The sequence below is a fragment of the Anabaena sp. PCC 7938 genome (assembly GCF_049315035.1).
GTDB lineage: Bacteria > Cyanobacteriota > Cyanobacteriia > Cyanobacteriales > Nostocaceae > Anabaena > Anabaena cylindrica.
Genome location: NZ_CP186034.1, coordinates 4,652,050 through 4,676,319, shown reverse-complemented (window position 1 = coordinate 4,676,319; position 24,270 = coordinate 4,652,050). Strand labels below are relative to the sequence as shown.

Sequence of the window (24,270 nt, the reverse complement as noted above, 5' to 3'; positions counted from 1 at the left end):
GGCAACAACTGCCAATGGAAATAAAATCACCTCGTACAAGTTGAAAAAGCTGTTGATTCACACACGGGAGTTGAACCCGTAATTGCTTGAACCTAAATCAAGTGCCTGTTCCAATTCGGCTAGTATGTAAGCTTTCTCGGTTAGGGTACGAAGTGAAAATTCTAAGTTTTAGCAATGTTGATTAAAAATCAATCGAATTTCTTTTTTGCTACATTGCTTTTTTTTGACGGCATAAATTTTTTGACCTCTAAAAGTTGCAGCAGAACGATGGATTTCACCTTGGATCACATCCGTTACATAATCAGTTAACGGGGGAAAATCTGCAAAGGTAATTAAATACCAAATATCGTTTATTTTTTGATATTGATTATAATTGTCAATGATGACAATATCGGTTTGTTCTGGTCGTTGATTCTGCTGTCGGTTTACTTTCTTAACTGCACAAAGAATTCCGGTTTCAGGATGGATGTAAAAACGGTTATCATAAATCCCATCTAACCGAACTCGATTCCAGCGGTAAGACTTGCTATAAACCTGACCATCAATGATTTCTACATGGCGTTCAACGTAGTCCCACAGATGACCAATCACGTGCTGTCCTGCCATTGTGCTGGTATCTAATTTTTGACACAGTTCGCTGTAAATGTCGTTCCAAGGCTGTCCAACTTTTGAGCGTAACAACCGACGCAGGGGTCCGAGATGATCTGAAAGATATTTGGATTTATTTGTTGGTTTAATCAGGTAGGGATTGAATAATCCATCCTCAGTTGCTTCTTCGGTGATTTTGTGTAATTGCTTTTTAAAGCCAGTCACCTTTTTGAGGCTAATTTTCATCCCACCACGAGGACGCTCAATCACAATTTCGCTCAAACGATGTTCGCTCATATCTCACGTTGTTTAAATGCAAATGCAGTTGTAACGATGGGTTTTTGATTGCAAATGATTTAGCGAACATCATCGGATTTACCTCCTTATACGTGATTGAGTTAAATACAATTTTAATAGTTGAAATTTCGTAAAAATCTGTCTGAATCAGGATTTTCAGGATTTAAGGATGAACAGGATGAAATTGGGGATTTGATCACCAATTACCCATTACCAGCCTCAACTAGATGACTAGCAACTTGAGTTAACCATAAACAGCTTCAGGACGGATGATTAAATCACCACTGGGACGACGATCAATGATGTAATTAGAAAGGCGATCGCTTTTCACATCTAAATGTCGAGCAATGTATTCCTTGACTGCCACATCATTCATCCCTGCTGTAATTCCCAGTTGTTTTTCTGTAACATCAACAGAACGTCCCTCAAATCGAATATGAACCATTGTCATCACCTCTTGTTTTAATTACAAATTGTTATTAATGGATCTGATCGGGATTGAACCGATACCCTCCCTGTGAGAGTTACACTCACACCTCGTGTAAGTTGAAAAAGCTGTGGTAACACCGCAGGAATTGAACCTGCACTTATCATTTACTAGATGATCGCTCTACCGTTGAGCAAGTATGTAAGCTTTTTCTGTCAGGACACAAGTGAATCCAGGAACTCTACCATTAGAGCTACAGACCCAAGAACAGCATGATTGCGAGGTTTTTGTTTTGCCTCTTGGGGAGGCGTTTTTGTTGATATTACATTTGTAATATAAATACTACTCGATGTCAAGAGCATACTACAAATTTTTAGGAAAGCCGGAAAACCGCTGTGTAATTGAAGAAGGAGTCAGTAGCAAGACGCTCGTTCATAACTACCCTAAAGATAGGCAATAGTTTACAACTCATGAAGGATTTAGATACCTTCAGCACTTTCTAGAATCAGGAGATATAGTTTTATGCCCTTGATGCTTTGGTTAAGTTAGTAAAAAGTGCAGGTAGAATTTCCGGCTATTTGGTACTTACTATGCTAAATTAACCCATAAAATTTAAAAATCCTTGCCATATAAGGATTATAGGTTAATCCATCGGTTGATTTAACATAAATTGGCATCAAAAACGGTAAAGCCTTTTACTTATAAGGTTTTTGGGGAAAATAAACTCATATTTGGCATAACAAGTAATGAAGAGCCAATTTTATATTTTCCATAATGACCAGATTTATCGGGTTTTGTATTAGTTTGATGGAGCAGTATGCAAGAAGCTTATATTGTCTCAGCAGTCCGTACACCACAACGAAGCCTTTGCTTTGAGTAACGTCTTATTTAATCGCTTGCTAGGAGTTCCCGAAGAAAAATTAAAAGTTTTCGGGGGTGCGATCGCACTCGGACATCCTCTAGTAGTCTGTCAAGAATTAATTGACGGGTAAATAATTCTTCCTTCTTCCTTCTTCCTTCGCGCTCTTTGCGTCCTTTGCGGTTCGTTTCTTCTTTATCCGTCAAAATGTATTTGGCAGACTACTAGGAGCTTCAGGAGCGCGAATTTTAGTCACTCTTCTTAATGCCCTACAGCAAAAAAACCGACATTTAGGACTAGTAGTCTGTCAAGAACTAATTGACGGGTAAATAATTCTTCCTTCTTCTTCCTCCTTCGCGTTCTTTGCTTCGCAACGCTACCGCGAACGCGGTTCGTTTCTTCTTTATCCGTCAAAGTGTATTTGACAGACTACTAGCTTTAATTCCTAACTGTGGACATATACCCCAAGTTGAGCGTCCTGAATTATTCACTGCTGAATTAAACCAGTTTCTAAATTCTGTTGAAAATTGAAAGGAGTAGTATCTATGCAATTAAAACCAATCAATCAACAAGTTGTTTCCGTCGTTGGTGCTTCTAGCGGCATTGGCCGAGAAACAGCTTTACAATTTGCTAGACGGGGTGCAAAAGTTGTAGTTTCTGCCCGGAGCGAGTCAGGGTTAAAGTCTGTGGTGGAAGAGATTCGCAGCTTTGGTGGTGAAGCAACTTCCATTGTTGCTGATGTGCAGGAATTTGATCAAGTAAATGCGATCGCAGATAAAACCATAGAGACATTTGGACGACTTGATACTTGGGTGCATACTCCCGCAGTAGGACTTTTTGCCACTTTCGACAACACAAAACCGGAAGAATTCAAGCACGTTATTGATGTTGACTTAGTGGGCCAAGCTTATGGTGCAATGGCTGCTTTACCCCATTTGAAGCGAGAAGGAAGAGGGGCGCTAATTCATATTTCTTCAATGGAAGGTAGGAGATCGCTTCCTTATCAAAGTGCTTATGCTGCCGCTAAACATGGCGTTGAAGGCTTTGTGGAATCCATGCGGATAGAATTACAGCATGATAAATGGCCGATTAGCGTTACAAGTATCAAACCTGGCGTAATTAATACCCCGTTCTGGAATAATGGTTTAACTAAGCTAGGCGTAAAACCAGCCGGTATACCACCTTACTACGACCCCAGGCTAGTAGCTGATGCTGTCATCTATGCAGCAGAACATCCCACTCGTGATTTTTTAGTGGGTGATGCAGCCAAGGCAATAGATTTATTACAACGTATTTCTCCGGGGCTAGTAGATTCACTGCTGTTACAATTCGGTTTTGATTTACAGCGTAGTTCTGAAACAAAATCTGAAAACGCACCAAATAACTTTTACCAGCCTGTTCCTGAACACGACAGAATAGATGGCGACTATAAAAACCAAGTCATACCCAGCTTTTTCGATGCCTTGGATAAAAATCCCCTTCTACAATGGGGAGCAATCGCTGTTACAGGTGCATTAGCGTTGTTAGCAGTACAAACCTTAAATAATAAAGGTTAACAGCTAGTTAGTGATTTAATAACCAATATCTGGGAATACTAGATCCAGAAAATATGAGCATTAGGGCAATATAGTGAGCAACTTTGTTAGTATTTCCGGATATCACCTTGCAGAAGAACTCTACAATGGTTCGAGAACACTGGTTTATCGCGCAGTTCGAGAAAGGGACTCACTACCAGTAGTTATAAAACTGCTAAAAAATTATTATCCCAGCTTTAGCGAACTCTTATTATTTCGCAATCAATACACCATTGGGAAAAATCTCAACTCACCTCTGATTATCCAAACCTATAGCCTGGAAACATTCCAAAATGGCTATATGTTAGTCATGGAAGACTTTGGCGGAATTTCCCTCAAGGATTATTTCAGCAAAAATCAGCGTGTCCCATCTTTAGAGGAGTTTTTAGTTTTAGCGATCGCTCTTTGCGACACCCTAGACATACTCTACCGTGAGCGGGTTATTCATAAAGATATCAAACCCAGCAATATCTTAATTAACCCCGAAACCAAACAAATAAAATTAATTGACTTTAGTATTGCATCTTTATTACCAAGAGAAACCCAAACCCTAGTCAATCCCAATGTTTTAGAAGGAACACTAACTTATATATCTCCAGAACAGACAGGAAGAATGAATCGGGGGATTGATTATCGCACAGATTTTTATTCCCTCGGTATTACTTTCTATGAATTACTCACAAATGAGTTACCATTCCAGTCTGATGATGCGATGGAATTGCTATATTCTCATCTTGCTAAAATTCCCCCATTAATACATGAAATTAATCCAGATATCCCCTCAGTTATCTCAAAAATCGTCAGTAAATTAATGGCGAAAAATGCTGAAGATAGGTATCAGAGTGCGTTGGGATTGAAATTTGATTTAGAAAAATGTTTAATTCAGCTAAAAGAAACTGGGAAAATTGCAAATTTGGAAATTGCACAGCATGATGTGTGCGATCGCTTCATCATCCCTGATAAACTCTATGGCAGAGAAGCAGAAGTATCAACCCTAATAGAAGCATTTGATAGAGTCAGTCAGGGTGCAACAGAAATGATACTAGTAGCGGGTTTTTCTGGAATTGGGAAAACAGCAGTTGTCAACGAAGTACATAAGCCAATTGCCAGACAAAGAGGCTATTTTATCAAAGGTAAATATGACCAATTTCAACGCAATATCCCTTTCAGTGCCTTTGTACAAGCATTCCGTGATTTAATGGAGAAATTGTTAACTGAAAGTGATACTCAAATTCAGCAATGGAAATATAAAATCCTAGAGGCTGTTGGCGATAATGGACAAGTCATTATTGAAGTTATTCCCGAATTAGAAAAAATTATTGGCGAACAGCCACCAGCCATAGAGTTATCAGGAACAGCCAACCAAAATAGATTTAATTTATTATTTCAGAAATTCACCCAAGTTTTTACTAGTATTGAACACCCCTTGGTGATATTTCTTGATGATTTACAATGGGCAGATTTAGCATCGCTAAAATTAATACAGTTGTTAATTGCTGAGACAACTTATCTTTTCATCATTGGTGCATACCGGGATAATGAAGTAAACCCAGGACATTCATTAATGTTGACATTGAGTGAAATACAAAAGACACCAGCAAAAATCAGCACGATTAATTTATTACCACTCAATCAACAGAAACTCAATGAATTAGTAGCAGACACGCTCAAATGTACAGAAAAATCTGCATGGAATCTTTCTGTATTGATCTATCAAAAAACTCAAGGCAATCCATTTTTTGCCACACATTTATTCAAAGCATTGCATCAAGACGGATTGATTCACTTTGATTTTGGATTAAGATGTTGGCAATGTAACATAGCTGAAGTAAAAGCCCAAACAGTTACAGATGACGTTGTGGTTTTCATGAGTTCACAATTGCAAAAATTACCGCCATCAACTCAACAGGTATTGCAGTTAGCAGCTTGTATTGGTAACTCTTTTGATTTAGATACTTTAGCTATTGTTTCAGAGCGAACAGTCATCGAAACATCGGATACTTTATGGAAAGCATTGCAGGAAGGGTTAATTTTACCCATTAGTGATTTTTATAAGTTTTATCTTGGGCAAGAGACTCAAGAGTTAGCACGGAAAAATCAAGAAAATGTTAGATACAAATTTTTACATGATCGCGTTCAACAAGCTGCCTATTTGCTAATTCCAGAAGACAAAAAGCAGGAAACACACTACCAGATTGGACAATTATTATTACATCATATATCCCCAGAAAAACAGAAAGAAAATATTTTCGATATCGTTAATCATTTGAATATAGCCAGAGAGTTAATTACTACAAAACCGCAAAGACATCAATTAGCAGAATTGAACCTCATGGCCGGAGAAAAAGCCCTTGCCGCAACGGCTTATAGTGCTGCTGCTAAATATTTTCACAATGGAATTAAGTCTTTAGACGTTGATAGTTGGCAAAGTGAGTATAGGCTAACCTTATCTCTTTATGAATGTGCGATAAAGGCAGAATATCTTAATATCAACTTTGCCCATGCCCAAACTTTAGCTAATTTTGTTTTAGAGCGCGCAACTAGCCTAATTGATCGCGTAAAAGTTTATGAAATGCAAATTCAAATGTATACGGCTCAGTCAGAAATGCCAAAAGCACTGGATGTAGGAATGTTGGCTTTGGAACTTCTAGGAGTCGATTTAAATAATGCTCCTGCATCTTCAGTAATTCACCTCCCAAAATTGACTTCAATAGAATCATTGCCAGTTATGCAGGATGTCCATCAAATTGCTATCATGCGTATACTTATGGCAATTTTTCCTCCAGCCTACACAACAAAACCAGAGCTGCTATCACCAATTGTCTTGACAATGATTGATTTGAGCTTAAAACAAGGACATACATCGCTGACTGCATTTGCCTATGTATTTTATGGCATATTACTGTGTGCATTTGAGAAAGATTTAGATAAAGGATATTACTCTGGTTTACTTGCTTTGGAAGTATTAGATCGATTTTCTGCTAGAGAATTGGAATGTAAAGTAAAGAACTTATTCAATGTTTTTATTCGACCTTGGAAAGAACCTCTGATTGAAACTATAGAAACATTAGGAAAAGCTAGTCAAATTGGTTTTGAAATGGGCGATATTGAGTATGCTAGTTATGCCACTGCTCATCGCTGTACTTATCTGTTTCTCGCTGGAGAAACTTTAACAGATTTACAACAGGAACAAAATATTGCGCTTGAGGTTTTGCAGCCAATTAAACAAGATCATTCTCTTGGTAATGCTCAAATTTGGCAACAACTTGTTTCTAATTTGTTGGGAGATGTTGATGTCGCTGAAGCAAGGAAATTGTCAGGTGAGTATTTTGATGAAACTGAACTTTTATCTGTTTACTGTACTAGTAACGATCACTCACTGCCGTTTACAGCATATTTAGCTAAGTCTATTCTTAGCTATTTATTTGCAGATTATTCGATAGCAGTGACATCGGCAATCAAGGCAGCAGACTACGCTGATGCTGCTATTGGTGTAACTGTGGCGATTCACAACTTCTATTATTCTCTGGCGCTGTTATCCGAGTGTATTGCTTTACAAGCATCTGAAAACAGATGCACATCAACCATAAACCAAAAGTGTCAATCCCTACTAGAGCAAGTAGACATAAATCAAAAAATCATGAAAGTATGGGTTGATCATGCACATACAAACTTTGAACATAAATACAGTTTGGTGGCAGCAGAAAAATGTCGAGTGTTAGGACAAATTGCAGAAGCCATTAATCTATACGAGCAGACAATTTCCCTGGCTAAAGCTAACAAATACATACAAGAAGAAGCACTAGCTAACGAACTAGCGGCAAAGTTCTATCTTGATTGGGGAAAGCAGCGCATAGCCCAAGAATACATGATTGAAGCCTACTATGCCTATGTCCGTTGGGGAGCAAAGGCTAAAGTTGCAGACTTAGAAAAACGCTATCCCCAATTACTTGCGCCCATCTTACAGCAAACTCGTGGGGCTTTTTCTACGAATGAAACTATCTTTGCTTCGGGGAGTGTGACATCTAGTAGTTCTTTAGCTTCTACCAGCACTGTCTCAGATACTCTAGATTTAAAAGCAATTCTCAAAGCATCTCAGACAATCTCCGGTGAAATCGAACTAGAAAAACTACTTTCATCGTTACTTTCCATCATCATCGAAAATGCTGGGGCTGATAAATGTGTGTTAATGCTGTTGCGAGACAATCATTTACTAATTAAAGGCTCAATAACCCAGGGGACAAACCCAGTGGTATTGCAGAAAATTCTTGTTGAAGAGAGTCAGGATATTCCTCACAAGCTCATTTACAAAGTCAAGCACAGTCAACAGACAGTTGTCTTATTGGATGCAACAGCAGATACCACCTTAGCCAATGACCCATACATTATCCGTCAACAGCCAAAGAGTATTTTGTGCAGTCCAATTTTGCATCAAGGTAAGTTGTTGGGTATTTTATATCTGGAAAATAATTTAGCAAAGGGGGTGTTTACCTGCGATCGCGTCGAACTCCTCAATTTACTCTGCGCTCAAGCCGCCATTTCCCTAGACAATGCTCGATTGTATGAGCGAGAGCAGGAAAAATCCCAGGATTTAGAACAAGCATTACATAACTTACAACAAGCCCAATTACAAATTATCCAAAGTGAAAAAATGTCCGCTTTGGGTAACTTAGTTGCTGGTGTAGCTCATGAAATGAATAATCCTCTGGGCTTTATTGCGGCTACTCTCCAACAAGCTCAACCCACCTTTGCTGATATTATTGAACATTTAAAACTCTATCAAGAAACTTTACCCGATAAGACCGAAAAAATCCTTAAACACGAGTTAGAAATTGATTTGGACTATACCATAGAAGACCTGCCTAAAATGTTGGATTCTATGACGATAGCTTGTGACAGACTCAAAAATATCAGCACTTCCCTCCGCACTTTCTCCCGTGCTGATAGAGATTATAAAGTACCATTTAATATTCATGAAGGCATTGATAGTACAATCTTAATTCTCAAACATCGTCTCAAAGCTAACGAACAACGTCCAGCAATTGAAGTAATTACTAATTACGGTAATTTACCACAAATAAAATGTTTCCCTGGACAATTAAATCAGGTATTTATGAATATTTTAGCGAATGGAATTGATGCTTTAGATGAATTAAGCAACGAACGTAGTGTTGCCGAAATTAAAGCTCATCCCAACCGTATTACTGTGACAACTTCCAGGGAAAATAATCTTGTTCAGATTACCATTACTGATAATGGTAAAGGGATGAGTGATGAAATTAAACCAAAGATTTTTGACCATTTATTTACTACTAAAGCTGTAGGTAAAGGCACAGGTTTAGGTTTGGCTATAGCTAAACAAATCATTGAAGAAATCCACTACGGAAAGTTATATTATCACTCTGTTTTGGGTGAAGGTACAGAATTTATTATCAAAATACCAGTGTAGATTTTTATGCTAAAATTAGAGATAAATTCAGTTATTTGGGAATAATAGAGTCAGAAATTATGAGGATGAATGCAATATGGTTATGACTCTTTTGACATCCTCACCAACGATCATGGTGTGGTGATTCTCGACGCTTCATTGACTGATGTTACAGAAAGTCTTATAGCTCCTGCATTATTTTTATGGATGATTAATACTAAAGTGCCAGTTTAATAGACTATGTATGTAATTTTATTTTTTGAGCTTAACTGACAAGTATCGAATTACTTACCTGTTATAGATAGGAACTATAAAAACTTAATTTACCAGTTGTTGGAGCAGTTATGGGTGGAACTAGCCCACGGGATGTAATTACTGATCTAATAGCAGCGGCAATGAACCCCTACCCGTTCGCGTAGCGTCTCGCAGAGAAGGGAAGTGATGGGTGGTTGACAATACGAGGAGAGATGTCAAATTTCATCTTTACCGATATCCGGCTGCTTGTAATAAAAACAACTTAGCATAACGTCCTCCTGCCTGTATTAATTCGTCATGAGTTCCCAGTTCCACAACAACGCCATCTTCTATAACTGCGATTTTGTCAGCCATGCGTACTGTTGAGAAACGGTGGGAAATCAAAAGTACCATTTGATGTTGAGTAATAGCCCGAAAATGATTAAAAATCTCAAACTCAGCTTGGGCATCTATTGCTGATGTTGGTTCATCCAACACTAAGATATCAGCTTGCGATCGCATAAAAGCACGAGACAAGGCTATTTTCTGCCACTGTCCTCCCGAAAGTTCTTGTCCCCCCTTAAACCAACGACCAAGCTGCGTTTGGAAGCTTTCAGGTAATTGGTCAATAAAAGGTGCGGCCATGCCTTTTTGGGCGGCAGTTTGCCAGCGGGTTTTGTTTTCTAAATGTTCTATATCGCCTACACCAATATTCTCACCCACAGTGAACTGATACCGGACAAAGTTTTGAAAAATCACACCAATGCGACGACGTAGCACATCCACATCCCATTCCTGCAAGTCCAAGCCATCTAATAAAATTCTCCCAGAGTCAGGGGTGTAGAGTCTGGTCAGTAGTTTGATTAAGGTGGTTTTACCAGAACCGTTTTCACCCACAATGGCTAGTTTTTCTCCAGGTTGCAAATGCAGAGAAATGTTTCTCAATGCTGGCTGGGAACTGCCTGGATAAGTAAATGATACGTTCTCAAAACGGATACCATCTTGGGGATGAAAACCAGTGGTGGCATGACCTGAAGATGTTGGTACTTCTTCTTCTAAAAAATCGTAGAGATTCGATAAATAGAGGTTGTCCTCATACATACCGCCTATAGAAGTGAGGGCATTGGCAAAAGTAGACTGTCCTTGGCGAAACACGGTGAGATACATGGTCATATCTCCCAAGGAAATCCTGCCTACCACTGTTTCCAAGACAATCCAAGCATAAGCTATGTAAAAAGCAGCAGTACTAACTAAACTCAGGAGATAACCCCACAATCCGCGCCGTAGAGTTAAATCGCGGTCTTGTCTGTAGAGTTGAGCAAAGAGGTTGTGGTAACGTCCTAGCAGCATCTCTCCCAATTGGTAGAGTTTGACTTCTGTGGCAAAATCTTCTCTGGCTAAGAGGTTTTCCAAGTAATGCTGTTGACGAGTTTCTGGCGCACGCCAACTAAATAAGCGAAAAGCTTCTCCTGCAAACTTCGTCTCCGCAATAAATACGGGCATGGCTGCCACAATCAGCATTACCACTGCCCAAACTGAGAAATTTACTAGTAAAATACCGTAAGTGATCAGAGAAAGGGCATTTTGAACTAAGCCAAAGGTGCGGGTAACTAGGGAAAGGGGACGGACGGAAGCTTCTCTGCGTGCATTGGTCAATTTGTCATAAAATTCTGAGTCTTCAAACTGCCGCAGATCTAGTGTTAATGCCTTTTCTAAGATGAGTACGTTTACCCGCTGTCCCAGTAGCGCCCGCAGTAAGGATTGGCAAATTATTATTCCCCGTTGGCTGCCTGCGAGTAAAATTATTGCGATCGCTTCTAATCCTACATACAACAAAGGCTCATAATTATTGACAAAACCATTGCTGTTTGAATTAACAAGAGAGGCAGACACTACTGCATCAACAATTAATTTACCAATGTAGGATATCGCTGCCGGTAAAAGGCCAGCTACTAAAGTTAAACTAGCCAGAAGAATAGTCAGCGAGCGACTAGTCGTCCATACTAAGTTTATAGCCCGTCCACTATAGCGAAAAACCGTCAGTGATTGACGCAGAACATTTCGTTTTTTTATCTTCATTTAAAAGCAAAATTGGGAAAAATACAGCGAATTTCATTTAAATGAGATACAAATTTCAAGATTTGAATGGACGGCTACTGCTTACTATTTGATAGCTTTCATTTCACCATTTACAGCAGAATTCAGGAGTCAGGAGTAAAACTGGCTTTGTGTATAGGTTTGAATTTAGATGTTGTACCTCCTAACTACACAAACTGCTGTATATTCAACCTACTAGCAACTGTGATTCTGCGGAGATGGCAGTTTACAAAGACTCAGACTTAAAACGCATTTTTGGAGTAGAGGGAAATACCATTTGCTAAACTCCATAATTGTGCGGGAGGGGAGTACCTTTTAAGAACTCCCCCATGCCAGTTTTTTAAATCCCTGTTTTTACCGTTTTAATCACTTCTTTGACACATAGATTGACACTAGCACCACCGCTTGTCTCTACAATGCTTTTCACTTTATAGATGGTTTCGTGCAAAATATAAGTACTGTCTTTCTGCAAGCAAGTTGATAGCTTAATAGAGAAGGGATGGAAAAATGTAAAGCCTAATAGTAAGGATGGAAGAAACACCACAAAACAAAGAATCAACCAAGTCCTCTTTCCCAAAAATTCCAGCGCCGCTTTTATTAAATCAATCATTTGACTATTGCCCTTATAAAGACCTTTACTTACTCACACTTGGGCATGAGTTATTTTGGTGATACAAGTCGGATTTTTATAGGCTGTGTTTATGTAAATAATGTCATACATAAATAAATAAGCTATTTTTACAAAAATAAAAGTGAGCAGAATCACTGCGTCTTCAACCAAACTGTGTAAGCAAGTCGCACAGTGGAGACACGCAGCCCTTGAGCGATCGCACCTTCAGGTGTTGATAGCGCCTTCAGAACAGTCTATATTATTAATCAACAACTATGATATCTAGTTCCTTTCTCCATGTAGTTAAAGGCTTGTCCCAATTATCTTCCCACTTTTGCGCTAAAAAGGGTTTTGCTTTAGCTCCAATCCCGCACCCTAATTCATCTGGGGAAGAGAATAGGGTGCGTAGAGTAGGCCGCCAGCACTATCCTTACCAAGGCTGGGTGGTTGGGCCAATCGTAAATTCGTTCACGTTTGTATCTTCTGGCTGGTCAATTGCAAACGCCACAACATTGGCTACTCGATCTGACGAGATGCCATATTGCTCATACAAAGCCGTCATTTTTTCAGCCACATCTTGGTTGGTAATCCGATCTAACAACTCAGTATTAATTGCAGCAGGATAAATGGTCGCAGTACGAATGTTAGTTCCTTCTTGAGCAGATTCCATGCGTAGAACTTCGATGAAATCGCGTAGAAACCATTTCGTCCCACCATACACCGCACCACCTGGATAAGCTTTTAATCCAGCCACCGATGAAGTTGCGATAATATGCCCAGACTTTTGGCTAATAAAAGTTGGTAACACAGCAGCAACACCATTCAGTACACCCTTGATATTGATATCAACTGTTTGATTCCATTCATCAGTTTTCAATTCAGAAAGTGGAGAATTTGGCATTATGCCAGCGTTTAAGAAAATAACATCGACACTTCCAAATGTTTCCTTGGCAAGATTGACTATTTCAGCGTTATCAAATGGGTTAACCACATCCATCACTTGATAGACTCCTTGTCCGCCAGCTTTTTGAATTTCATCAACCAGGTGTCTCAATTGCTGCTCGCGTCGCGCGCCCAATACAACGTTAGCACCTTTGCTTGCCAGCAATTTTGCACTTGCTTCACCAATCCCTGATGATGCGCCAGTAATAATCACAACTTTGTCTTTAATCATCTGCGAAGTTTCCATTCGTTGAGTAGCATGTTGTCTCCTGCCAGTTGCTCACTTATCGACTGAGATGCTGATTGAAAAAGGATGTAAGCTTGTCCCACGGGATCAGGTTCACCCGGTCGTACAAATCGACATGTCCTGCATTGGGAACGATATAGAGATCCTTTGGCTCGGCTGCGCGACTGTAGGCATCTTCGCTGAACTCCCTGGAATGTGCATCTGTCCCCGTGATGAATAGCATGGGACGAGGTGAGATCGTCTCAATGTCGTTGAACGGGTAGAAGTTCATGAATTTGATGTTGCTGGTAAGCGTCGGGTGCGTTGTCAGTTTCGGCGATGAACCTTTGGGGGTGTATTCGCCCCTAGGAGTGCGGTAGAAGTCATAAAACTCACGCTCAATAGCGGTGGAGTTCTCATTCAGTTTTTGCACGGTTCCGCTTGTGTATTTGGTCTCGCCGCCCGTGAACTCGACATGGCGTTGTTCAGTCGCCGCAGCGATGGCTTTCTTTCTCTGTTCAAGGGTCATAGAACGTCTCAACCCGTTACGGTTGGCTGCACCCATGTCGTACATACTGACCGTCGCAATAGCCTTCAGTCGCGGGTCAATCTTGGCTGCGCTGATGGCAAAGCTCCCGCTACCGCAAATTCCAAGAACACCAATCCGGTTTCTGTCAACGAATGGCCGGGTACTCAGAAAATCGACCGCAGCACTGAAATCCTCGGCATAAATATCCGGCGAAACAACGTTGCGGGGCTGCCCTTCACTCTCGCCCCAGAATGACAAATCAAGAGACAAGGTGACGAACCCTTGTTCAGCCAGTTTTTGGGCATATAGGTTTGCGCTTTGTTCTTTGACTGCCCCCATTGGGTGTCCGACAATGATTACCGGATTCTTGGCCTTGGGATTCAAAGTTTTAGGAATGAAGAGATTCCCGGCAACCTGCATATTGTATTGGTTTTTGAACGTAACCTTTTGTATGGTTACTCTATCGCTCTTATAGAAGTTGTCCGCCCCCTCGACTACAGCAGACTGCTGCACGGGTGATTGGGATATTTGACGCAAGACCTGTGTTTTGTCGAGCGCGAATGCTGCCGTTGTGCAGATTGCACTAATCAAGAGGGTTGGTATTAAAATGCTGTGTTTCATTCAGTTCTCCATAGGTGTGGGTTTATCTAGCAGGTTCGCTTCGGTTTGATAGTCGTCGTCAGCTGTTTGATTTCCGTACCCTGCTTTATTGCGATTGAAGCTCGATTGTCACTTCTACAGAACCAGGCACATTAAATGTCTCGATACCACCATCTATTTTGCCGAGGATAACGAGTCCGTTGGCGTATCCAGAATCGTTGTAATACATTGCCAAATTCTCCCAGGGAGAGTAATAAGCAATATCTCCAACAGCAGGATCACTGCCTGGGGGTGCATCTTCTGTAGATAATTTTTTTGGCAGATAACTAATTTTTTCGGTTCTCGCATAATCTTCTAACGTCAGCGTTAATGGCAGCAGGGAAATAAAATCCTGAGTGGTTTTACTGTCGATCAAAGTGACTGTAAAAACTTTAGAATGATCGTCTAAAATCTTTGTACAATCCTGCAAACTTAAAAATAAATGCTACTCAAACGAAAAATAAGTCCAATATGGATTTAATGAACGACCAACACGCAAAGCGTGAGGCTTCCAGAGTGCAAGCCAACCGAGACGAATTGGTTGAGCGCATCTCACAGGCTATTCGTCATGATGGAACAATCGAGCCGTTGAAAGGCTTGCATCTTCATCGATTCTCCTTACCTATAGAAGCCTGTCATGCTGTTTCTGTCCCCGCCTTTTGTGTAATCGCCCAGGGCAGTAAAGAAGTGCTTTTGGGTAGCGATCGCTATCTGTACGACCCTGCACATTATCTGTTGGCGACGGTCGAAATGCCGATTATGAGCCAAATTCTAGAAGCATCCAAAGCCCAACCATGCCTGAGCCTTCGCCTTGATCTTGATTCCACCCTGGTCAGTTCAGTCATGGTCGAGGCAGACTATCCCGCGTCCCAAAGTCCTGCCAATGTCAAAGCGATCGACGTAAGTCCACTAGATGGATCGCTGCTCGATGCCGTTATCCGGCTCGTTCGGCTGGTGGACACGCCCGCTGAAGCACGGGTTCTGATGCCGTTGGTCGCACGGGAAATCATTTACCGACTCCTGATGGGAGAGCAAGGCGCGCGACTGCGTCATATTGCCGTTCTGGGTGGCTACACCCACTACATTGCGCTTGCTGTCGAGCGACTTCGTAAAAACTTTAAGGAGCCGATCAAAATTGAAAGCATCGCGAGAGATCTGGGAATGAGTGTATCAGGCTTCCATCATCACTTCAAGTCAGTCACTGCCATGAGTCCCTTGCAGTTCCAGAAGCAACTGCGGTTGCAAGAGGCTCGTCGTCTAATGCTGGGGGAAAATCTTGACGCTACCAGTGCTGCTTACCTTGTGGGTTATGACGATGCCTCGCACTTCAACCGGGAGTACAAGGTTGGGTTGAGGGACGCTCATGAAGTGTGGCGTTTGCGGTAGCGTGCCGGAGGCATCAGCCATAACCCAACAAATGCGTCGGGTTGCGCTGTTGTTTAACCCAACCTCTAAATCAAGACTTTTTTCGATTTGGACAAGGTATTGATATATAGCCTTTCCCACTCTAGTAAAATACAAAATTACCCCTCCCCAACCCTCCCCTTGGTAAGGGGCTACGGTGTACACACAAGTGGTTACCTCATAAGTTTCAGGTTTTTAGCCCATGAAATACTCGATATTTTGCGAAACTCAAACCTCCATCTCTCTATTAAATTGGGATTTGGAGTAGCAAAACCAAGTGTTAAATATGATTTTAAGACTTCTGTGTACACCGTAGTTGGTAAGGGGAGGGTGCGCGACAGCGCGGGTGGGGTGTATTTCATGAGCTTGGGAATTGCTATAAATAATAAGTTAAAAATATTAAGGGAAACCTTGAAGAAATTTTTAGGACTGATTGTTTTTGCCAAACCTCAGAGGAAAGGGAGATTAGATATCAACACACCCTCGTAAATTGGCGAAGGTATTGATAAAAGCTTGATATTACCTATGAACAAATTCAGAGATTTTGGCATACTCAATTTAGAAATTGGCAGGATTTAACAATATGCTTACTAGCAAAGTCAGTATTTCTGGATATCGCGTTAGCGAAGAACTCTACAATGGTTCTAGAACTGTTGTTTATCAAGGGTATCGAGAAAATGACTCATTACCAGTGGCTATCAAACTACTAAAAAATCCTTATCCAAGTTTTAGCGAACTTGTGCAGTTTCGTAACCAATATACTATATCTAAAAATCTCCATTCATCTCTAATTATCCAAACCTATAGCCTAGAAACGTACCAAAATGGTTATGTGTTAGTGATGGAAGATTTTGGGGGGATTTCTCTACAGCAATGGGTGCTGAAAGAAAAAAACGCGCTATCTGTAATAGAATTATTAAAAATAGCGATCACACTCTGCAACACCTTAGACATACTATATCGAGAGCGCATTATTCATAAAGATATTAAACCCAGCAATATTTTAATCAATCCTCAGAGCAAACAAATTAAATTAATTGACTTTAGTATTGCATCTTTACTACCACGGGAAACGCAAACGTTAATCAATCCTAATGTGTTAGAAGGAACATTATCCTATATTTCCCCAGAACAAACAGGAAGGATGAATAGGGGAATTGACTACCGGACTGATTTTTATTCATTAGGTGTGACTTTATACGAACTTTTTACAGGAGAATTACCTTTTCAATCAAAAGAGTCGATGGAATTGGTACATTGTCATATTGCCAAAGCAGCACCGTTAGCACATGAAATTAACCCACAAATTCCGGTAGTAATTTCCAAAATCGTCAACAAATTGATGGCGAAAAATGCCGAAGACAGATATCAGAGTGCTTTGGGGCTGAAATTAGATTTAGAAAATTGTTTACATCAGCTACAAGAAACTGGTGAAATTCAGAGTTTTGAAATTGCCCAAAGAGATCTGTGCGATCGCTTTTCCATCCCCGACAAACTTTATGGGCGAGAAACAGAAATAAAAAAACTCCTCCAAGCCTTTAATAGAGTCAGTCGAGGTGCAACAGAAATGATGCTGATATCTGGGTTTTCCGGAATTGGCAAAACTGCGGTTGTTAACGAAGTCCATAAACCAATTGTGCAGCAACGTGGTTATTTTATCAAAGGTAAATTTGATCAATTTAATCGCAATATTCCCTTCAGTGCGTTTGTCCAAGTATTCCGGGATTTAATGGGACAATTATTAACCGAAAGTGATGCACAGATTCAGCAATGGAAAAATCAGATATTAGCGGCTGTAGGTGAGAATGGACAAGTAATTATTGAAGTCGTTCCCGAATTATCAAGAATTATTGGTGAACAACCATCTGCCACGAAATTATCAGGAATAGCAGCACAAAATAGATTTAATTTATTATTTCAAAAATTCACCCAAGTCTTTACCAGTGCAGAACATCCCTTGGTAATGTTTTTAGATGACTTGCAATGGACTGATTCAGCATCACTGAAGTTAATACAGCTATTGATGGCCGATATGAGTCATCTTTTTATTATTGGTGCATATCGTGATAACGAAGTAAATTTAGCACATCCTTTAATATTAACTTTAAGTGAAATCCAAAAAAAAACAGCAACGATTAATACAATTAATTTAGCACCATTAAGCCAAGGAAAAATAAATCAATTAGTTGCTGATACCTTAAAATGCTCTGAGAATTTAGCAATTCCTCTTTCTCAGTTAATTTTTCAAAAAACTCAAGGAAATCCGTTTTTCGCTACCCAGTTTCTCAAATCATTGCATCAAGACAATATTATTCAATTTGATTGGAAGTTAGGATTTTGGCAATGTGATATTGCACAAGTGACAACTCAAGCGGTTACAGATGATGTTGTATCCTTTATGACATTCCAATTAGGAAAACTCCCGCCATCAACCCAACAGATATTGCAGTTAGCAGCTTGTATTGGCAATCAGTTTGATTTAGCAACTTTGGCAATTGTTTCTGAACAATCGGCAATTGAAACGGCTGCTGATTTATGGAAAGCATTACAAGAAGGATTGATTTTAGGACTTAGTGATGTTTATAAATTTTATGTTGGACAAGAAAGCCAAGTAATTACCCAAGAAAATTCTCAGCCTGTTAGCTACAAATTTTTACACGATCGCATCCAACAAGCTGCTTATTTATTGATTGATGAACAGAAAAGACAAGCAACCCATCGAATGATTGGGCAACAATTACTGCATCACATTCCCTCACAACAACAGGAATTCAGAATTTTTGAGATCGTCAATCAGTTAAATGCAGGGATAGAAATACTCACTCAACAGTCTGACAAAGATGAATTAGCCAGACTCAATTCAATTGCAGGACGCAAAGCCAAAGCGACAGCCGCTTATGAACCTGCACTCAAGTATTCCACAATAGGATTAGATTTATTAGTCCCTCATGATTGGCAAAGCCAATATGAACTACTGTTAACACTGTATGAATTGGCAGTAGAAACGGCTTATCTGACTGGCAACTTTGCACAAATGGAACAGTTTGCTGAAGTTGTGTTCAACAAAACTACTTCATTACTGGATCAAGTTAAAACCTATGAAGTGAAAATTCAAGCTTGCATGGCTCAGAATCAGCAGTTAGTGGCCTTAAACATTGCCAAGGATGTTTTGCAGCAATTAGGCGTTGATTTACCAAGGCAGCCAACAACCAGCGAGATTGGGCAGGGACTTCAGGAAATACAAATACTCCTAGCAGACAAACCCATTGAGACATTATTAAAACTACCACAGATGACTGCATCTACACAACGGGCGGCGATGCAGATTCTCTCTAGCATTATTTCTGCTGCCTATCAGGTAGATCCAGCCTTACTACCCTTTGTGGTGTTTGCCCACGTTCGGCTGTCTATCCAGTATGGGAATGCACCAGAATCGACCTATGGGTATGTCTTTTATGGGCTGATGCTTTTGATCATTGCCGGGGATATAGATTCTGCCTATGAGTTTGGCAGACTAGGCATAAATTTATTAGATCATTTAGATGCTGCTAATCTGGCAGCAAAGACCATTTTTGCATTTAACTGTATGCTCAGGCATTGGAAAGAGGCAACCAAAAATTGCTTAGAAGACTCTTTTCAAGCCTACGTGATTGGCTTAGAGACTGGTGATATTGAATATGCTGGCTTAAGCCTTTGCAATTGTAGCTTGATTGGGTTGTGTAGTGGGCGGGATCTGCGGCTACTCAATCAGGAAATGAAGGCGCATTACAAGGCTATTGAGCGATTACACCAGTATGGCGTTCTATGGATACAAAGTCTTTACTCTCAGGCAGTTCTCAATTTGATTGAAGCCCCTAGCAAACCGTATCTCTTGCGAGGCGATCGCTATGATGAAGAGAAGTTAATTCCATTACACATCAAAAACAACGAATTAACGATGCTCTACCAGTGTTATGTTACTAAGCTGCTACTCAGTTATCTCTTCCAAGAATATGGGCAAGCTTTAGAAAATATTAATTTGGCAGAAAAGTATGCAGCAGCAGGAGCAGGGCTACCCTTTATGCCCATCTTCTATTTTTACGATTCACTGACTCATTTAGCTGTTTTTGCTAATGCTCCTGAACCAGAGCAGGCTAGAATTTTGGAACGAGTAAATACAAACCAAGCAAAAATTCAGATGTGGGCATATCATGCACCAACAAATAATTCCCATCGCTATGAGTTGGTAGAAGCAGAACGGTACCGGGTATTAGGTAATAAAAATGAAGCTATAGAAAAATACGATCGCGCTATTTCTCTGGCCCAGGAAAACGAATATATCAACGAAGAAGCCTTAGCCAACGAGCTGGCAGTCAAATTCTACCTCGACTGGGGTAAAAAGCGTATTGCTCAAGAATACATGATCAACGCCTACTACGGTTATGCTCGTTGGGGAGCAAAAGCCAAGGTTGCTGACTTGGAAAGACGCTATCCCCAACTGCTCTCCCCCATCTTACAGCCGACTTGTTCTCCTCTCTCTACTAGCGAAACTATCTTTGCTTTACAGACTGCCACATCTAGCATTCCCACCACCACTGTCAATAGTAGCGGTATCTCAGATTCTCTTGACTTAGCTACTGTTCTCGAAGCTTCACAAACTATTTCTGGCGAAATCGAACTGGAAAAACTCTTGTCATCGTTGCTTTCTATCGTCATTCAAAATGCAGGGGCTGATAAATGTGTCCTCATGTTGTTGCGAGATCACCGCTTGTTGATCAAAGGGTCAATTACCGTGGGCAAAGAGCCATTTGTTTTGCAATGCCTTCCTGTTGAGGACAGTCAGGATATTCCCCTCAAGCTGATTTACAAAGTCAAGCACAATATGCAGACCACGGTGATGTGGGATGCAACCCTTGATCCGACCTTAGCAAATGACCCGTATATCATGCATCAGCAGCCTAAGAGTATCTTATGCAGCCCAATTTTGTATCAAGGGAAGTTGCTGGGCATTTTTTATCTGGAGAATAATTTAGTAACAGGGGCGTTTACAAGCGATCGCGTCGAGCTATTAAATCTACTTTGCGTCCAAGCCGCTATTTCCTTAGAAAATGCCCGACTTTATCGCCAGTCTCAAATTAAGAATCAAGAACTAGAGGAATCAATCCAAAGTCTCCAAGCTACCCAAGCACAACTACAATTGTCCCAAGAGTTTTTGCGATTGGTGATCGACAATATTCCGCAGCTAGTCTTTTGGAAAGACCGCAACTCCAACTTTTTGGGTTGTAATGCCAGTGCGGTTCAAGCTACAAATTTGGAGTCACCAGAACAGATTATCGGGAAAAATGATCATGACTTTTTTATTCAGGAAGAAGCCGACTGGTATCAACTGTGCGATCGCCGCGTCATGGAATCAGGAGAACCCGAACTCCACATCATCGAAACCCAGTTAAGAGCAGATGGCATTCAATACTGGCTCGACACAAACAAAATTCCCCTGCGCGATTCAGACAACAACGTCATCGGTATTTTGGTGACAGTCGAAGATATTAGTTATCTGAGACGAACGGAAGCCAAGGGAAAACAAGCTCAAGAAGAACTAGAGGAAAAAGAGCAGTTTTTGCGGAGTATCTATGATGGTGCCGAAATTGTAATTTTTGTCATAGATGTATTGGCAGATGGCAGTTTCTGCTATGCCGGATGGAACCCTGCCGCAGAAAAGGTGACTGGAATTAGTAGCATTCATGTTGTAGGAAAAACTCTCCAAGAAGTCATGGGAGAAGAACAGGGAGAAAGGCTGCAACGACGATTTACTGAAATTGTCACAACAGGCAGAAAAGTTGCATATGAAGAGCATATCAACTTTAATGGTCAGGAAACCTGGTGGTTTGCTAACCTCAATCCCATCAAGAATGTAGAGGGGCAGGTTGAGCGAATTATTGGCACAACATTTGATATTAGCGATCGCAAGCAAATAGAACTTGCCCTACAACAAAAATCCCAAGACTTAGAACAAGCCTTAAGCAATCTGCAAAAAGCCCAATTACAAATGGTGCAAAGTGAAAAAATGTCTGCACTGGGTAATTTAGTAGCTGGGATAGCCCACGAAATGAATAACCCTCTGGGTTTTATTTATGCTAGTCTTCAACAAGCTAAACCCATCCTCACTGATATTTTTGAACACTTGAAATTATATCAAAAAAGCTTTCCCAATCCTGGTACAGAAATTCTCAACCATGCCGAAATAATTGACTTAAATTATAGCTTAGAAGACTTTCCTAAAATCATAGATTCGATGACCATAGCCTGTGACAGATTAACAAATATCAGTACCAGTCTCCGCACCTTCTCCCGTGCTGACAGAGACGACAAAGTACCATTTAATATCCATGAAGGCATTGATAGCACCATTCTTATTCTCAAACATCGTCTCAAAGCTAACGAAAAACGTCCTGCCATCGAAGTTGTCACCAACTATGGTAATTTACCTCCAATAAAATGTTTTCCAGGGCAATTAAATCAGGTATTTATGAATATTATTGCCAATGCCATAGATGCACTAGATGAATCAAGTAGAGGATGGAATATTGAGACAATAAAAATAAATAATAACAGAATTATAATTCAAACTTCAATCGAACATCAGCAGGTAAAAATCACCATTGCTGATAATGCTCAAGGAATGAGCGAACAAATCAAACAGAAAATATTTGACTACTTATTTACAACTAAGGGCATAAGTAAAGGTACAGGATTAGGATTAGCGATTGCCAAGCAAATTATCGAAGAAAAACATCAAGGTAGCATTACTGTTAATTCCACTCCAGGGAAAGGCACAGAGTTTATCATCTATCTGTCAAATAGTCAAAACACTTTTTCAGCAAACCCTAATTAAGTTTTGTAAAAAAACTTTACTTTTAGCATTTTACCTGATCAAATCAAACTTTTTTAAGTAAAAACACCTGAAAGTATTTTAATATACAATTTTAAATTGATTATTCAAGATTTGTCTATCTAATGGAGGAATAAATGTATTTTAGATAAATACTTAAATAATGAGATATTCCGATCACCTGACGAAATTTAATACCATATTCCCTTATTGATATCTGACAGTGAGGGAATTTTTTTAATTACACAAACAGATATAGCCTTTCCCACTCTAGTTAGATACAAAATTACCCCTCCCCAACCCTCCCCTTGGTAAGGCGCGACAGCGCGGGTGGGGTGTATTTCATGAGCTTGGGAATTGCTATAATAATCAAGAGTAATTTATCTATCTTTAGGAGGACTGGATAAATAGCTAATCAATATTAAATATTAAATAGCCCGATTACCCTACCGGACTTTAGCTCCAAACCCCCTCTTGTTATTAACCGTTCAGAGGGGGCTTTATTAAATAAATTTCCTTTTTATGACAGCATAAATATAAAATTAAGTTTAGTACTATAAATTTACATTAAAAGCGATGATTGAGCTTTATTATTGGACAACTCCAAATGGTCATAAAATCACAATTTTCTTGGAAGAAGTAGAAATTCCCTACACCATCATCCCTATCAATATCGGTGCGGGTGAGCAATTTCAGCCTGATTTCCTGGAAATTTCTCCGAATAATCGCATTCCCGCAATTGTTGATGATGAACCAGCAAATGGAAGTGCGCCAATTTCCATCTTTGAGTCTGGAGCTATATTATTATATTTAGCAGAAAAAACTGGGAAATTAATTTCTCAAGATGTGTGTGGACGAGTGGAAGTTCTCCAGTGGTTATTTTGGCAAATGGGTGGTTTAGGGCCAATGGCCGGACAGAACCATCATTTTAGCCAGTATGCTCCTGAAAAAATAGAGTATGCTATTAATCGCTACGTTAAAGAAACTGGCCGTTTATATGCAGTATTGAATAAGCGACTTGCAGATAGAGAATTTGTAGCCGGTGATTATTCTATTGCTGATATTGCCATTTATCCTTGGATTGTTTCTTATGAACTTCAAGGCCAAAACCTAGAAGATTTTCCCCATGTTTCACGCTGGTTTGAAACCATAAAAAACCGTTCAGCAGTAATTCGTGCTTACGAGAAAGCTGAGGAGTTTAAAAATCAAGCTCTTAATATCGAAAAATCAAGAGATTTGTTATTTAACCAGTCAAGTAATACTGTACAACGTTAAATAATTCGTAATTCGTAATTCGTAATTCGTAATTCGTAATTCGTAATTCGTAATTCGTAATTCGTAATTCGTAATTCGTAATTCGTAATTCGTAATTCGTAATTCGTAATTCGTAATTCGTAATTCGTAATTTGTAATTCGTAATTCGTAATTCGTAATTCGTAATTTGTAATTCGTAATTCGTAATTCGTAATTACAGCACATTTTGTCTGAGTGAGGTACACAAAAGCAGGCAAGATGCCCAACCCACAAGATTTATAAGATTAAGATGTG

General features: G+C 39.9%; 16 protein-coding genes and 1 tRNA gene. 8 read left to right on the top strand and 9 right to left on the bottom strand.

Going from position 1 to position 24,270, the window contains the following annotated elements; genetic code table 11:
- Positions 1–168: 168 nt before the first annotated feature.
- The 3 genes from ACOWPH_RS21205 to ACOWPH_RS21195 all read right to left on the bottom strand — a co-directional run bounded on the left by ACOWPH_RS21205 (position 169) and on the right by ACOWPH_RS21195 (position 1,514).
- The gene (locus tag ACOWPH_RS21205) at positions 169–885 is read right to left on the bottom strand and encodes a hypothetical protein (RefSeq protein ID WP_422665618.1); all 717 of its coding nucleotides are present in this window, start codon (positions 883–885) and stop codon (positions 169–171) included.
- Positions 886–1,129: 244 nt separating this feature from the next.
- Positions 1,130–1,330, bottom strand: a complete 201-nt coding sequence (locus ACOWPH_RS21200; RefSeq protein WP_015217361.1) for a hypothetical protein — start codon at positions 1,328–1,330, stop codon at positions 1,130–1,132.
- 113 nt (positions 1,331–1,443) lie between these two features.
- Positions 1,444–1,514: transfer RNA gene (locus ACOWPH_RS21195), tRNA-Thr, on the bottom strand.
- A 631-nt stretch (positions 1,515–2,145) separates the two neighbouring features.
- Here ACOWPH_RS21195 and ACOWPH_RS21190 point away from each other — a divergent pair.
- The 4 genes from ACOWPH_RS21190 (at position 2,146) to ACOWPH_RS21175 (ending at position 9,407) form a co-directional block, all read left to right on the top strand.
- Positions 2,146–2,304 (top strand): hypothetical protein, encoded by a 159-nt coding sequence (locus tag ACOWPH_RS21190; protein ID WP_242043159.1) that lies wholly within the window; start codon positions 2,146–2,148, stop codon positions 2,302–2,304.
- Between the two features lie 412 nt (positions 2,305–2,716).
- Positions 2,717–3,727, top strand: a complete 1,011-nt coding sequence (locus ACOWPH_RS21185; RefSeq protein ID WP_015217360.1) for an SDR family oxidoreductase — start codon at positions 2,717–2,719, stop codon at positions 3,725–3,727.
- 70 nt (positions 3,728–3,797) lie between these two features.
- Entirely contained in the window at positions 3,798–9,194 is a 5,397-nt protein-coding gene (locus ACOWPH_RS21180) for a trifunctional serine/threonine-protein kinase/ATP-binding protein/sensor histidine kinase (protein ID WP_042465488.1), read from the top strand.
- A 69-nt stretch (positions 9,195–9,263) separates the two neighbouring features.
- Positions 9,264–9,407 (top strand): hypothetical protein, encoded by a 144-nt coding sequence (locus ACOWPH_RS21175; RefSeq protein ID WP_015217358.1) that lies wholly within the window; start codon positions 9,264–9,266, stop codon positions 9,405–9,407.
- Positions 9,408–9,656: 249 nt separating this feature from the next.
- On the opposite strand, the gene ACOWPH_RS21170 is transcribed toward ACOWPH_RS21175, so the two are convergent.
- Together ACOWPH_RS21170 and ACOWPH_RS21165 are read right to left on the bottom strand one after the other, a co-directional pair.
- Complete coding sequence (locus ACOWPH_RS21170; protein WP_015217357.1) at positions 9,657–11,486, bottom strand: ABC transporter ATP-binding protein; 1,830 nt, start codon at positions 11,484–11,486, stop codon at positions 9,657–9,659.
- A 358-nt stretch (positions 11,487–11,844) separates the two neighbouring features.
- On the bottom strand, positions 11,845–12,114 hold the full coding sequence (locus ACOWPH_RS21165) for a hypothetical protein (protein WP_015217356.1): 270 nt from the start codon (positions 12,112–12,114) through the stop codon (positions 11,845–11,847).
- 142 nt (positions 12,115–12,256) lie between these two features.
- Here ACOWPH_RS21165 and ACOWPH_RS21160 point away from each other — a divergent pair, with 142 nt between their 5' ends.
- Positions 12,257–12,400 (top strand): hypothetical protein, encoded by a 144-nt coding sequence (locus ACOWPH_RS21160; RefSeq protein WP_171815817.1) that lies wholly within the window; start codon positions 12,257–12,259, stop codon positions 12,398–12,400.
- Between the two features lie 144 nt (positions 12,401–12,544).
- Here ACOWPH_RS21160 and ACOWPH_RS21155 read toward each other — a convergent pair whose 3' ends face one another.
- The 3 genes from ACOWPH_RS21155 to ACOWPH_RS21145 all read right to left on the bottom strand — a co-directional run bounded on the left by ACOWPH_RS21155 (position 12,545) and on the right by ACOWPH_RS21145 (position 14,880).
- Positions 12,545–13,288 carry an SDR family oxidoreductase gene (locus tag ACOWPH_RS21155; RefSeq protein ID WP_015217355.1) on the bottom strand — a complete coding sequence of 248 codons (744 nt, stop codon included), beginning with the start codon at positions 13,286–13,288 and terminating at the stop codon, positions 12,545–12,547.
- Between the two features lie 52 nt (positions 13,289–13,340).
- Positions 13,341–14,432: an alpha/beta hydrolase gene (locus ACOWPH_RS21150; RefSeq protein ID WP_015217354.1), complete on the bottom strand. Its 1,092-nt coding sequence runs from the start codon at positions 14,430–14,432 to the stop codon at positions 13,341–13,343.
- 85 nt (positions 14,433–14,517) lie between these two features.
- Positions 14,518–14,880, bottom strand: a complete 363-nt coding sequence (locus tag ACOWPH_RS21145) for a cyclophilin-like fold protein (protein WP_015217353.1) — start codon at positions 14,878–14,880, stop codon at positions 14,518–14,520.
- A gap of 41 nt (positions 14,881–14,921) precedes the next feature.
- On the opposite strand from ACOWPH_RS21145, the gene ACOWPH_RS21140 reads away from it, so the two are divergent.
- From ACOWPH_RS21140 to ACOWPH_RS21130, 3 genes are all read left to right on the top strand, one after another.
- Positions 14,922–15,836, top strand: a complete 915-nt coding sequence (locus ACOWPH_RS21140; RefSeq protein ID WP_015217352.1) for an AraC family transcriptional regulator — start codon at positions 14,922–14,924, stop codon at positions 15,834–15,836.
- A gap of 601 nt (positions 15,837–16,437) precedes the next feature.
- Positions 16,438–22,725, top strand: a complete 6,288-nt coding sequence (locus ACOWPH_RS21135; protein WP_015217351.1) for an ATP-binding sensor histidine kinase — start codon at positions 16,438–16,440, stop codon at positions 22,723–22,725.
- 573 nt (positions 22,726–23,298) lie between these two features.
- Positions 23,299–23,997, top strand: coding sequence for a glutathione binding-like protein (locus ACOWPH_RS21130; RefSeq protein ID WP_015217350.1), 699 nt, complete (start codon positions 23,299–23,301; stop codon positions 23,995–23,997).
- Here ACOWPH_RS21130 and ACOWPH_RS21125 read toward each other — a convergent pair.
- Positions 23,994–24,233 (bottom strand): hypothetical protein, encoded by a 240-nt coding sequence (locus ACOWPH_RS21125; protein WP_244887717.1) that lies wholly within the window; start codon positions 24,231–24,233, stop codon positions 23,994–23,996. The genes ACOWPH_RS21130 and ACOWPH_RS21125 overlap by 4 nt on opposite strands.
- Positions 24,234–24,270 lie beyond the last annotated feature (37 nt).

Excerpts from the sequence above, each read along its gene's own strand:
- ACOWPH_RS21205 (WP_422665618.1), bottom strand. The coding sequence starts at position 885 with ATGAGCGAACATCGTTTGAGCGAAATTGTGATTGAGCGTCCTCGTGGT.
- ACOWPH_RS21155 (WP_015217355.1), bottom strand. The coding sequence starts at position 13,288 with ATGATTAAAGACAAAGTTGTGATTATTACTGGCGCATCATCAGGGATT.
- ACOWPH_RS21170 (WP_015217357.1), bottom strand. The coding sequence starts at position 11,486 with ATGAAGATAAAAAAACGAAATGTTCTGCGTCAATCACTGACGGTTTTT.
- ACOWPH_RS21150 (WP_015217354.1), bottom strand. The coding sequence starts at position 14,432 with ATGAAACACAGCATTTTAATACCAACCCTCTTGATTAGTGCAATCTGC.
- ACOWPH_RS21130 (WP_015217350.1), top strand. The coding sequence starts at position 23,299 with ATGATTGAGCTTTATTATTGGACAACTCCAAATGGTCATAAAATCACA.
- ACOWPH_RS21200 (WP_015217361.1), bottom strand. The coding sequence starts at position 1,330 with ATGGTTCATATTCGATTTGAGGGACGTTCTGTTGATGTTACAGAAAAA.
- ACOWPH_RS21135 (WP_015217351.1), top strand. The coding sequence starts at position 16,438 with ATGCTTACTAGCAAAGTCAGTATTTCTGGATATCGCGTTAGCGAAGAA.
- ACOWPH_RS21140 (WP_015217352.1), top strand. The coding sequence starts at position 14,922 with ATGGATTTAATGAACGACCAACACGCAAAGCGTGAGGCTTCCAGAGTG.
- ACOWPH_RS21175 (WP_015217358.1), top strand. The coding sequence starts at position 9,264 with ATGCAATATGGTTATGACTCTTTTGACATCCTCACCAACGATCATGGT.
- ACOWPH_RS21165 (WP_015217356.1), bottom strand. The coding sequence starts at position 12,114 with ATGATTGATTTAATAAAAGCGGCGCTGGAATTTTTGGGAAAGAGGACT.
- ACOWPH_RS21185 (WP_015217360.1), top strand. The coding sequence starts at position 2,717 with ATGCAATTAAAACCAATCAATCAACAAGTTGTTTCCGTCGTTGGTGCT.